Origin of the sequence: Staphylococcus sp. HMSC063A07 (assembly GCF_001836955.1) — a bacterium.
Lineage (GTDB): Bacteria > Bacillota > Bacilli > Staphylococcales > Staphylococcaceae > Staphylococcus > Staphylococcus lugdunensis.
On record NZ_KV830914.1, the window covers coordinates 83,047 to 94,912 of the forward strand.

Below are 11,866 nucleotides of genomic sequence, written 5' to 3' on the forward strand. Positions count from 1 at the left end.
TAACCAGTAGATGAGTACAAAGACAGTAACACCTAGCATAAACAAAAATCCAGCTGGTCCACGACGTCCTTTAAAAACTTTATCAGATAGATAACCACAGATAATTGTGCCAGGTATTCCAGCCCATTCATATAGAAAATAAGCCCAACCAGAGCTTTTAAGATCAAAACTTTTTTCTTCACTCAAATAAGTAGGTGCCCAATCAAGCACACCATAGCGTACAAAATAAACAAAGATATTGGCAAAGGCGATAGCCCAAACCCATTTATTATTTAGCACGTACTTAAACAAAATATCTTTTGTAGTGAGTTCAGTTTCAAATGTTTCTTTCTTAGACGTCGGGTAGTCATCTTTATAAACTTCTATTGGTGGCAATCCTTGTGATTGTGGTGTGTCACGAACTAAAAAGAAGGCAATAATAGCTACAATGATGGCTAATAATGCAGGAAAGATAAACGCACCTTCAAACCCTTTTAAATAGCCTAAATGATATTGTGCTGTCACAAAAATACCCCAAGTTGCTAGTGGCGCCATTAATCCACCACCGATATTATGTGCAACATTCCAAATTGCTGTTTTACTACCACGTTCACTCACACTATACCAATGCACGAGTACACGACCAGACGGTGGCCATCCCATGCCTTGGAACCAACCATTGAGAAATAATAAAATGAACATAATAAGAATACTAGATGTGAAAAATGGTACAAATCCTAATAATAAGTTCACAACGGCCGTAAGGATTAAGCCAACTGTTAAAAAGATACGTGCATTGCTTCTATCACTTACCGTCCCCATCACAAATTTACTAAATCCATAAGCAATAGAAACAGCAGATAATGCAATACCGAGTTCTGCTTTACTAAATCCTTGTTCAATCAAAGCTGGCATTGCTAAAGAAAAGTTTTTGCGCAGTAAATAATAGCCTGCATAGCCAATAAAAATGCCTAAAAATACTTGCCAACGCAAACGCTTATAAGTTGCATCAACATCACTTTGTGGAAGTTGTTGTTTAGCTGCTGGCGGCTTTAAAAAGTTGAACATTTCAACACCCCTTTATTAAATTTACAAATACTTAACATCATCTTAATATAATTTTCTTGGTAATGGAATAATATTTTTATAATAAAAACAAATTAGTTATTAAAATATTATCGGTTAAAAATACATAATAAAATATATGGATTGTGGTCGAGAATGAGGTAAGGATATGTTAGTATAATGATAATTTATTATTGTATGTTAAAGGGAGCATGATGAAGATATTTGATTATCAAGTCAATAATAGTATTCATTTCAAAAGATTAGAGATTGTTGAAGTAGATGCGTTATATCAACCTGTTGATTAATTTAGCTAATCATTATTTATAAATCATGGAGGGATAATAATGATATTTGGATATAAAATAGATGAAAGTATTAGTTTAAAAATACTAGAACAACGTGAAGCACCCCTTCTTTTCAAACTGGTAGATTCAAATCGTGAGTATCTATCCGAATTTTTACCTTTTGTTGAATACACAACAACAGTTGAAGATAGTAAAAAGTTTATACGTTCGGCGCTACAACAATTTAGTGATGGCAATGGCTTTCACAGTGGGATTTGGTTCGATGGAGAACTTGTCGGCGTCATTGGATTGCATTATTTGGACTTAGTTAATAAAAAAACATCGATAGGATATTACTTAGCAGAAACTTTTCAAAAGAAAGGGATTATGACTAAATGTACTGAAGCTTTAATTCGTTACATTTATGAGGAATTTGATGTAAATCGTATCGAGATTTGTATGAGTACCGATAATAAAAAAAGTCAATCAATACCTCAACGTCTTGGATTCACAAAAGAAGGTACTTTAAGAAGCAATGAAAGATTGCACGGAAAATTCTCTGATAGTTATGTATATAGTTTGTTGCGAGAAGAGTATGATCATTCATTATCGTTAAATAATTGAGAATTTTTCATGGATAAGTGTCATCATTTATGGGAGCGGGACAAAATTCATAATGAATTCGTAGTCCCGCCCTGGCAAGGTTGACTAGGATTGAAAAAGCTTGGCATTAGCGTATTTTCAATCCAGTCAACTAATGCCAATATAGAGTTCATAACTTAAAACATAATTATGTCCCAGGTTCTAAACGATAACGTTATTCATTGCGCCTAGAAATAGAGAATTAATTAAGTGTGGACGTTTCACATTATCCGCAATCCCAAGTATACATGTAATCATCAAATTTCAAAGCTAAGAGATCTTCGGGCTTAATAAAGATGTTACCAATTCCTAAATCTCCCCACATAATTTTAGCATTGCCTTTTTTTGTAGAATCAATCTGTAGTAAGAGCGTATCATATACTCTTAATCCTTTGTCATAAGCTCTTGGGTCTGCTTGCATAAATAGTGGATAGCCGCCTAGCTGGTTGCTTGGCTCTTCAGCAGAGAACGTATTAAATACAAGTTCCATTAAATCATCATAGCCATCAAACATTGATTCTAACTTAAATGAAGGGTTAACTTTATTCCAGATTGAGCGTAAATCTTCATCATATCTATAATCAGAAGAAGATATTGTTTGTTCAGTAAGCTTGTATTCTATTGAAAACGTTCCATCAAATGGAATATTCTCTTTATCAAACGCCAATGAATCCATATGAGCACGTACGTCTTCAAATGTTAAATTCGTAACTGGGTCTTTAATATAAATAAGACTTGAATTTGGATTGTCATTTTCTTTTTCATCAGACAAACCATACATTTCATTCTGTGCACTAATCCAGAATTGTATTATTCCTTCATTTACAGGAAATACTTTTTGTTCTTCTGCAAGTTCGCTTAAGTTAATCTGTGCTAACAAGGCCATAGGCTCTATATTTTCATCCAATGGAATATCATCCACTGACTTTAAAAATGGAACTCCACCAATCTTACTTTTAAGTAAAGTTTCATCTTGCATTTCAGATAGTTCCATTTTAATGCATGGACGTACCGGCAGATTGCTCTGCTTCACCGATTCGACAAAGCGGTTATAAACCGTCTGTTCCTCTTCAGAAAGATGGCTGACATCTTGAATGTTTAGCATATGAACAGCTCCTTCTGTATGAATTAATACAATGCCATTATAAAGTAAAAGCATATCACTGTATAGTTTTGTATGCGCTAACGCATCCCTTGGATAGGTACTTCGTTAGGTTCAAGTATACCCAATATTATTATATGAAATTTGGGATAAACAACCGATAAAGGTAAATGATGTTATTTAAATTGTGCAAGTGATTTCGATAGAAATACCTTTTTACAAGAAACGTAAGTAAAATTATGTTACATTTGCAGTGGTTGTTAGATATGTTTGAATAAAATTAAAAGGAGAGTTTTATAATGAAAAAGAAACTAGCAACAATTATTGCAAGTACCATTATCCTTTCTCCATTAGCATTTAATTTGCCAAACGACATTAATCCAGTTTCACAAAACAATCACACCGCACATGCTGAAGGTAAAGTTCTTTCTAAATACACGCTTAGCAAAGGTGAGGTTAAATCAATGGCGTCATCCATGCCTAAAAAATATAAAAATATTAATAAGTGGGCAGGCATCGTATCAGAATTATTTGGTAAATATAGCATTCCTGTAGAAGCGTCAATTTTAGCTAGCAACCACGCACAGAAAAAGACAGTTGACACTTTTACGTCAGCAGCAAAGCAAAATAAAAGAATTCAAGTTATTATTAAATCAGGCCCAACACCAAACCTTAATACAGTTGAATATAAAATTGTAAAATAAACGATATATTACGATTAGCGATGAAAAATTCTGTTAGAATAAATTTTTCATCGCTATATTGCGTTTTATAATAATGTAAGAAAGCAAAAAAAGGTGTGTTTCCTATATTTCTCAGGAAATACACCTTTGAATTTATGTACTAATTTGGAAATTAACTCACTATACGAAAAGAGCCTTTTTATTAAATTACCCTGTCGTTCCCTCATGCAATTCAACTGGAAAAATATACTCTTGATGCGTAGCCTTATTGTGAATTCTTTGCTCTAAGATGTCTATGGCTTTATCCGCAATTTGACTGATAGGTTGGATGATTGTTGTTAAGTAAGGATGCATATATCTCATGAGTTGAGTTCCATCATAACCAATCAATTTCAAATCGTCTGGTAATCGTTTACCGAGTACTTGGGCAAGATGATAGATTTGAATAGCATCTGTATCATTGGAGGCAAAGATGCCATCAACGTTAGGATGTTCTTGAAAAATACGATTAAAAATTGCTGATTTTTCTTCGTAGCCTAAGCTAAAATCAACAGTATAGGTCACTGGTGATAAACCATGTTTATGCATCGTTTGTTCATAACCGGTTTGTCTTAGATTGGCAGGCGTATTCACATCAATAGGCCCATTGGTATGAATGATATGACGCGCGCCTTGTTGGATAAGACGTTCTGTAGCAATAATACCACCATTAAGATTGTCTGAACGAATATCTGGTATATCTTCGTTCATAACTCTATCAATGGCCACAATCGGTAAGTTTCTATTATTGTATTGTTCAATACCAATATTATGCGTGCCAACGATCAGTGCATCTATTTGGTTTGATAATAATTGATTAATATAATGACGTTCTTTTTCTGGATTATTCATTGAGTTACCAATTATAACGATATAACCTTTATCATACAGCCTTTTTTCTAATTCAAAGATAAGTTCACCAAAGAATGGGTTGGCAACCGTTGGAAAGAGCAAGCCAATTATATTTGTTTTTTGTTGATAGAGTTGGCGAGCTGCGGAATTTGGTTGATAATTCAACTTTTGCATTGCATGATAAACCTTATCTTTCGTTTCTTGACTTATATAGCCTCGGTTATTTAGGACACGTGATACCGTTGTTTTAGAGACTTGCGCGAGCTCAGCAACATCTTCTAATTTAGGTTTCATTGTGTGACACTCCTACTCCATATAGATTATTAACTTTATTATGCACTTTTCATAACCAGAATGCGATACAAATGAAACAGAAGCGGGATCAAAGTTAACTTTCGATTGTATACACAACGTTGACTTCGTAATCCCGCTTCATAAAACAATGAGATATGATTATTTTTTATTGTTTTGATTTAATCAAATTGGATGGCGTTTTCTGCTAGTTCATAAATATGAGTATTAAGTTTGATAGGTGAATCTGCAGAAACCCATATCTTAGGGGCAGTTTCGCTATAGAATCTTTCTGTAAATACAGCTTCACCATCATTAATAAACAATTCTACTGAACTTGTATCAATATACATTTGAAGTTTAAGCTGAGCTGATGGTTTGATGGTTGTGTATCTGCAATCATTTAAATCATTACGGTATAAGGTAAACTTACATTTTGTTGCATCGTAGTCAACAGATAATAATTCACTTTGCTGACTCGTCAATTGAAGTTTAAAGTTCTGTTGACGAAGTAAAAGATTAAGTTCAACTTGTTTCATACCTTCTGATAATAGCGTACGTTCGCTAACTGTCATCGTATCATGTACACCTTTATCTTTACGCAATTGCTTTAATTCTTCGATAGGCGTCATGTATAAGTGGCCATGATTTAAATGAAGTTCACGTGGTAATGTCAGTGCACCTGACCAACCATCTTCTTTTTCAGGCATATGGCTTTCCCACATAGCCATCCAGCCAATTAAAATGCGTCTACCATCAGGTGTTTGCATCGTCTGAGGTGCATAAAAGTCATGACCATGATCCAGTTCTTTGAAGTTATCACGTGTAAATCGATGGTTGTCATAATCAAAATCACCCACGAAATACCCATTTTGGAATAAATTTAAATATTGTTCTTCTTCTGCATCCATGCCTTGTGGTGAAAAGAGTAAGACATGCTGACCGTCTAATTCAAATAAATCTGGACATTCCCACATATAACCTTCGATTTGTTGACCGTTAGACATATCAACAGGACCAATGTAATCCCATGATAATAAATCGTGTGAGCGATAAAGAATAATACGTCCTAAGGATTCGTTATTTTGACTGCCAACAATCATATAGTAGTCATCTCCATGTTGCCAGACTTTCGGATCTCTAAAGTGGTGTGTATTATCTTCAGGTGGCTTAGGAATAATCGCATTATGTTGATATTTGGTAAAATGTAGACCATCTTGTGAAAAAGCCATGTTTTGATTTTGCCAAAAATGATCGGGGTCATTATCACCATAATAGTGATGGCCGGTATAGAATAAATATAAAGTGTCATCTTTAACAATACCGGTACCTGAGAAACAGCCATCTTTATCTTCTGTATCTCCTGGAGTTAAAGCGATAGGTAATGTTTCCCAATGTACTAAATCTTTACTGCGCGCATGTCCCCAATGCATTGGCCCCCATTCAGGCGCATAAGGATAATGCTGGTAAAAGATATGATAATAGCCATTAAAATAGGAAAAGCCGTTTGGATCATTTATCCATCCTGATTTAGGCATAATATGATAGCCCAAACGATATCTATCATTTGAAATTGCATTTGTATTTTGCGTCTCCATTTTTATTAACACTCCTTAATTTATTCTCTAATAAAAGGATCTCCAAAGACATATTCGTCATCTTTTCTTAATGTAACAAAGGCAAAAACACCTGCCAATAAGACGATTGAAGAGATAACAAAGAATGTCGGTTGATAGCCAATATGGTCTCTTAATGTACCGAGTGGACCTGATAATATCACTTGACCAACTTGAGCAGATACGTTGTAACCTACCATGTATATAGTAGCGGATAATTTTGTATCAAAATGCAAGGTAATATATCTGAAAATCGGCAAAATAAACAGAGGAACTTCTAAAGCATGGAACATTTTTATAAATGATACACTAATAGGTCCTTGAGCAATGCCACATAGGCCAATACGTAAAAACATAACAGTCGCACCTAAAAGTAACGTTTTACGCACACCAATTTTTGACATGATAATTGGCACAATACCCATCATAATTGCCTCTAAAAATACTTGTACAGAATTTAATGTGCCGTACATTTGCTGCCCTACACTGGTAGATGAAAATAGTTTCGTATAGAAATCAGGAAACATTTGTTGGTCGAATATCGTATAGAAAGACCATGAAAATGTAATAAATATAATAATAATCCATAAGTCTTTTACTTTTAATAATGATAAGATACGATGCATTGATGGAACGGCTTCATCTTCGTTATCCTCAATACGTTCCTTAGCATTGATTTCTTCATCAGATTTCCAAAAGATGATGGTTAATAATAATATTAAACCAAGCAATGAGCCTAACCAGAAATTTAAATGTGGATTGATAACAAATGTGAAACCGGCAACAAGTGCCATTACGGCATATCCGAATGATCCCCATGCACGTGCTTGACCGTAATTAAAGTTAAAGAAACGACTGAATCTTTCTCCAACAGCTTCATATGCGCCCACAGCCGCTAAAAACCCACAAGATAGGAAGATAGCACCTAAAGCAACACCTAACCAAAACACATTTTGAATTAATGGTGCGTAAAGCCAAATGAAAAATGGTCCAACGAAAGTTGAAAAGAGTGAACAGAAAATAAGCAATGACCGTTTGATAACTAATTTATCTTGGATAATGCCATAGATGAACATCAATATGAGTGTGACAAAAGAATTGGCCGAATATATAGTACCAACCTTTCCGCCAGTTAAACCTAAACCGTTGCTATCTGAAGTAAGCCAAATTTGGAAAAATGACCACCAAATACTCCATGAAGCAAAAAAGAGCATGAACATTAATGAATTTTGTAAATAAGATTTGTTTTTAAAGGTAGCTATGAAATGTGTAGGTTTCATAATAGACCTCCTTATATCATTTTAGAAAACGCTTTCTTAATTTAGTTAAAGTGTAATCGCTTTCTAAAAATATGTCAACCGGATGACATATAATGTTTGGATGTAAGGATATACAAATTTAAACTTCCGGAAGTCTTAGCGCGCTTTTAAATTAAACGATGTTATTGAACTCATTGCTGTTTAACACCTTTACTAGAATGCATACACATCATAAGTACGTCGAGCATTTGAATCGTGTTACACTATAATCGATGTAAAAAATAAAAAGGAGAATTACAATGGGTTATCATGCTTTAATTATTGAAGATGATATAGATATCGCACATATTTTATCGCTTACTTTGACAAAGATGCATATTAAAACGACGTTAAATTTTTCTGGACAGGAAGCAATAGAAACGTTAGAAAAAGACCAATTTGATTTAATTCTATTAGATTTAATGTTGCCAGAGGTAAGTGGAGAAGAAGTATTAAGCTATATTAAAGCACATGCCAACAGCAGAGTCGTCGTTATTTCTGCTAAAACAGATGTTGAGGAGAAGGTACGTTTGCTAAGCAGTGGCGCCGATGATTATTTAACCAAACCGTTTGATACAAAAGAATTAGCTGCACGGATTGATGTACAATTGCGCAATTTGCAACAGATGCCACGTCAAGGTGATATCTTAACGTGGCGAAATCTTACGATAGATAAACAAACAAGAAAGGTGCAAGTTAAAAATCAGGTGCTCAATGTTACTAACACTGAATACGATATTCTATGTTTATTTATGTTGACACCCGAACAACCGATTTCTAAGCAAAAAATCTATGAAAATATTCAAGGTATCTATTTAGGTGATGACAATACAGTGAATGTACATATTTCTAATATTAGAAAAAAATTAGCTGCCTTCAGTGATGAATCTTATATTAAAACGGTATGGGGTATCGGTTTTATGCTTGAATAACAATCTTTATACTTTTTTTATATTTTACTTAAAGGACTTTAAGTATTTTCAAGTTAAAGTAAAGGTAACATTATAAGAGGAGATGATAATGTGAGCCTAGTTATTCAAAAACAACAGTTAAGTAAAAAATACAAAGGTGCTCATGGCTTAATGCCAACGGATTTTAAATTGTATCAAGGTCAAATTTGCGCACTTATTGGTCGAAATGGCGCAGGAAAATCGACATTTTTTAAATTATTAGCACATCAAATTGAACCAGATAGCGGACAAATTGAGCTATTTGGACAGCAGGCAACAATTAAGCAACAAACGCGTAAGCGAATTGGGTTTATGATTGAACAGCCAACATTTATTGGCCGTTTTACTGCGTTTCAAAATCTAAAATATTTTAGTATTCAAAGAGGAATGTCGAGCAATCATCATATCCATGAAGTATTGCGAACGGTAGAACTTGATAATGTGACAAAAAAATTTAAAGCCTATTCATTAGGTATGAAACAGCGTTTAGGCTTAGCGTTGGCACTGTTGAATGGACCTGATTTATTAGTGTTAGACGAACCTATTAATGGCCTTGATGCACAAGGAATAAAAGATTTTCGTAATTTAATTTTACGTTTAAATCAAGAGCACGGTATTACCATTTTATTATCAAGCCACATTTTAAGTGAATTACAACAAGTGGCACAGCGCTTTGTCTTTATTGACCAAGGCCAAATCATGCAAGATATAACGAAAGAAGAACTCAATCAACAAAGTGCCAAGCAACTAGTTATGACTGTCGATGATACAGCACATGCGGCACAAGTGCTTGAGGAGCATATTCCAGGTGTGAAATACAACGTGTTACAAGATGATACATTAATCATTTTTGAAAGTCAGATAAAATACAGTCAGATTAATACACTAATGTTCCAACATGGTGTGACAGTATATGAATTAAGCATGCAATCAGCGAATTTAGAAGATTATTTCTTGAAAATGAATCGAGGTGGCAAGAATGATTAACTATCTTAAAAGTGAAAACTATCGGTTGACACATAGTAAAGGTATTTATTTATATACTGCTATCATTTCTGGATTAATTATTTTAGCGGCACTCACGCTTGTGAATTTTGGTCATACGACAAATAATTTTCCATATAGTAGAGCAAAATACCTTTACGGTAATGTTATTAGTGGGGCTATACCAATTATGTTTGTTGCTTCAGCTATGAATTTGCTCGTCAACAGTAGAGAAAATAGACAAATAATAAAACAAAGTCTATCATTTGATATTTCAAAAGGAATTATTTATTGGTCTAAGTTTCTATTATTCTTAGTGTATTTTGTAGTATTATGTGTGATTTGTATTCTTGTGACCATTGGCATGGGCCTAACAGTTTTTAATAAAGACATGAAGTCATTACATGATTTTGTTATATCTATTTGCAATATGGCGCCATTGGTTTTTGGTGCGTTAGCATTAGTACACGTGTTGAATAGCTTGAAAATAAATGGTATTTTTTCAATGATTTTAACGCTAATTATTTACTACTATAGTGCGGGACTCTTACGTCTTTTAAAATATATTGATAAAGAATTTATTATTATTTATAAAAATTCTCCAATGCATGGATTTAAAAATATACTTGAAGAATACCTTAATGGCATGAGTACGTTTCATGTGGAATATTGGTTTTTAGGTATAGGTTTAAGTATCGTTATTTTAGCTTTAGGGCGATGGTTAGTGAATAAAGTAACGTATTAAATGATAAGTAAGGTGAATGGGTATGTTGATCTTTATAATAATCGTGTTGATTATAGGGATATTATTTTTAACTTATAAATACTTAGCACTCAAACGCGATGTGTCGCAACTGACGATACAATTGCAACAGTTGAGTCAAGATATTTCATCAAATCAACGCTTGCGTACAACAACACAGTTTCATGAAATGCAACAATTAACTAAGGCATTAAATCATATGTGTGATGAATATAAGCAACAACGTATCCAATTTAGAAAAAAAGAACTGATGTTGAATCAAGAAATCACAAATATTTCTCATGATTTACGCACACCATTAACAGCCATTAAAGGATATTCTGAACTCTTCACAGACGATATTGAAGTGACCGAGCAGAGACGCTATTTGAATATTATTAAAAATAAAACAACAACGCTTATCGAGACAGTTAATTTATTCCATGAAATTACGAAACTAAAGTCGTTAGATTATGAACTTAAAGTCGAACCAGTATCATTAAACACAGAGATAGAGCAAGTTTTCTTGTCGTATTATGCACAATTTACTAAACAACAACTTGAAGTGCGTTTCAATTTGCAACGTGTTTCCAACGTTAAGTTAGATTTAGCGGCCACGCGACGAATATTGACGAATTTAGTTCAAAATATTTTGCGCTACGGTAAAAGTTTTGTTGATATTTGCATATATGAACAAGAAGATTTTGTAGTAGTGAAGCTAGCCAATGATACAGATGAAGCTTTAACGGATGAAAATATACAAGATATATTCAAGCGTACCTATACACTTGATAAAAGTCGTCATCAAGGTAGGACGGGTATTGGGTTATACATTATTGCACAATTAGTTGAAAAACAAGGTGGAAATGTAAGCGCAAATATTAAAAATGACCTCTTTACGATAACAATGAAATTTCATAAAGGATAAAATATAGATATCATTAATTAAATTAAAGGAATAAATATGAATAAAACATGGTATAAGAACAATAAATATACATTGAGCTATATGATAATTTTTGGTGTCATCTTGTCATTTATTTTTGGGATACCATTAGGAACAGGGTTTGGTGTCGCAATTGGTGTCTCAACGGGTGTCGCACTTGGACAAGCAAAGCAAGTTAGTGTAGGAGCCCCAACAAAGAGCATTTCGAGAAGAAATTCATCCAGCAAAGCAAGTTGGGGTAGACACAAGCACAGTAAAACTGACTAAACCAGTTTTTTCTAACAAAGAAAACTGGAGTGGCTCAAGCTGTCCTCTAAGAAAGTGTGCCAATCATTCAGCGTATTAATTAAAGCAGAGTCGGGACATTATTATGTTTTAGGCTATGAACTA

General features: G+C 33.8%; 12 protein-coding genes. 7 read left to right on the forward strand and 5 right to left on the reverse strand.

The genetic code is table 11. The annotated features are described in order from the left end of the window. A partial coding sequence (locus tag HMPREF2597_RS04550) for an MFS transporter (RefSeq protein WP_070817202.1) occupies nt 1–1,047 on the reverse strand: 1,047 nt, incomplete at its 3' end. 344 nt (nt 1,048–1,391) lie between these two features. Between HMPREF2597_RS04550 and HMPREF2597_RS04555 the strand changes: the two genes are divergently transcribed. Next, entirely contained in the window at nt 1,392–1,955 is a 564-nt protein-coding gene (locus tag HMPREF2597_RS04555; protein WP_002479217.1) for a GNAT family N-acetyltransferase, read from the forward strand. A gap of 244 nt (nt 1,956–2,199) precedes the next feature. On the opposite strand, the gene HMPREF2597_RS04560 is transcribed toward HMPREF2597_RS04555, so the two are convergent. Then, entirely contained in the window at nt 2,200–3,078 is an 879-nt protein-coding gene (locus tag HMPREF2597_RS04560; RefSeq protein ID WP_002479218.1) for a YwqG family protein, read from the reverse strand. A gap of 296 nt (nt 3,079–3,374) precedes the next feature. Here HMPREF2597_RS04560 and HMPREF2597_RS04565 point away from each other — a divergent pair, with 296 nt between their 5' ends. Next, nucleotides 3,375–3,779 carry a hypothetical protein gene (locus HMPREF2597_RS04565; RefSeq protein WP_002479219.1) on the forward strand — a complete coding sequence of 135 codons (405 nt, stop codon included), beginning with the start codon at nt 3,375–3,377 and terminating at the stop codon, nt 3,777–3,779. A gap of 186 nt (nt 3,780–3,965) precedes the next feature. Here HMPREF2597_RS04565 and HMPREF2597_RS04570 read toward each other — a convergent pair whose 3' ends face one another. The 3 genes from HMPREF2597_RS04570 to HMPREF2597_RS04580 form a co-directional block, all read right to left on the reverse strand. Next, nucleotides 3,966–4,943, reverse strand: a complete 978-nt coding sequence (locus HMPREF2597_RS04570) for a LacI family DNA-binding transcriptional regulator (protein ID WP_002479220.1) — start codon at nt 4,941–4,943, stop codon at nt 3,966–3,968. Between the two features lie 179 nt (nt 4,944–5,122). Continuing rightward, on the reverse strand, nt 5,123–6,538 hold the full coding sequence (locus tag HMPREF2597_RS04575) for a glycoside hydrolase family 32 protein (protein ID WP_002479221.1): 1,416 nt from the start codon (nt 6,536–6,538) through the stop codon (nt 5,123–5,125). A 20-nt stretch (nt 6,539–6,558) separates the two neighbouring features. Beyond that, entirely contained in the window at nt 6,559–7,836 is a 1,278-nt protein-coding gene (locus tag HMPREF2597_RS04580; RefSeq protein WP_070817203.1) for an MFS transporter, read from the reverse strand. 278 nt (nt 7,837–8,114) lie between these two features. Here HMPREF2597_RS04580 and HMPREF2597_RS04585 point away from each other — a divergent pair, with 278 nt between their 5' ends. From HMPREF2597_RS04585 to HMPREF2597_RS04605, 5 genes are all read left to right on the forward strand, one after another. Further along, complete coding sequence (locus HMPREF2597_RS04585; protein WP_002479223.1) at nt 8,115–8,786, forward strand: response regulator transcription factor; 672 nt, start codon at nt 8,115–8,117, stop codon at nt 8,784–8,786. Between the two features lie 90 nt (nt 8,787–8,876). Continuing rightward, complete coding sequence (locus HMPREF2597_RS04590) at nt 8,877–9,791, forward strand: ATP-binding cassette domain-containing protein (RefSeq protein WP_070817204.1); 915 nt, start codon at nt 8,877–8,879, stop codon at nt 9,789–9,791. After that, nucleotides 9,784–10,533 (forward strand): ABC transporter permease, encoded by a 750-nt coding sequence (locus HMPREF2597_RS04595; protein WP_002479224.1) that lies wholly within the window; start codon nt 9,784–9,786, stop codon nt 10,531–10,533. The genes HMPREF2597_RS04590 and HMPREF2597_RS04595 overlap by 8 nt, the downstream gene beginning before the upstream one ends. Nucleotides 10,534–10,555: 22 nt before the next feature. Beyond that, a complete protein-coding gene (locus tag HMPREF2597_RS04600) occupies nt 10,556–11,458 on the forward strand; it encodes a sensor histidine kinase (RefSeq protein ID WP_002479225.1) in 903 nt (300 codons plus the stop codon). 36 nt (nt 11,459–11,494) lie between these two features. Continuing rightward, nucleotides 11,495–11,743: a hypothetical protein gene (locus HMPREF2597_RS04605; protein WP_002479226.1), complete on the forward strand. Its 249-nt coding sequence runs from the start codon at nt 11,495–11,497 to the stop codon at nt 11,741–11,743. The last annotated feature ends 123 nt before the right edge of the window (nt 11,744–11,866 follow it).

Bases quoted from the DNA above. Each gene is read 5' to 3' on its own strand.
- HMPREF2597_RS04555 (WP_002479217.1), top strand. From the start codon at position 1,392: ATGATATTTGGATATAAAATAGATGAAAGTATTAGTTTAAAAATACTA.
- HMPREF2597_RS04560 (WP_002479218.1), bottom strand. From the start codon at position 3,078: ATGCTAAACATTCAAGATGTCAGCCATCTTTCTGAAGAGGAACAGACG.
- HMPREF2597_RS04565 (WP_002479219.1), top strand. From the start codon at position 3,375: ATGAAAAAGAAACTAGCAACAATTATTGCAAGTACCATTATCCTTTCT.
- HMPREF2597_RS04570 (WP_002479220.1), bottom strand. From the start codon at position 4,943: ATGAAACCTAAATTAGAAGATGTTGCTGAGCTCGCGCAAGTCTCTAAA.
- HMPREF2597_RS04575 (WP_002479221.1), bottom strand. From the start codon at position 6,538: ATGGAGACGCAAAATACAAATGCAATTTCAAATGATAGATATCGTTTG.
- HMPREF2597_RS04580 (WP_070817203.1), bottom strand. From the start codon at position 7,836: ATGAAACCTACACATTTCATAGCTACCTTTAAAAACAAATCTTATTTA.
- HMPREF2597_RS04585 (WP_002479223.1), top strand. From the start codon at position 8,115: ATGGGTTATCATGCTTTAATTATTGAAGATGATATAGATATCGCACAT.
- HMPREF2597_RS04595 (WP_002479224.1), top strand. From the start codon at position 9,784: ATGATTAACTATCTTAAAAGTGAAAACTATCGGTTGACACATAGTAAA.
- HMPREF2597_RS04600 (WP_002479225.1), top strand. From the start codon at position 10,556: ATGTTGATCTTTATAATAATCGTGTTGATTATAGGGATATTATTTTTA.
- HMPREF2597_RS04605 (WP_002479226.1), top strand. From the start codon at position 11,495: ATGAATAAAACATGGTATAAGAACAATAAATATACATTGAGCTATATG.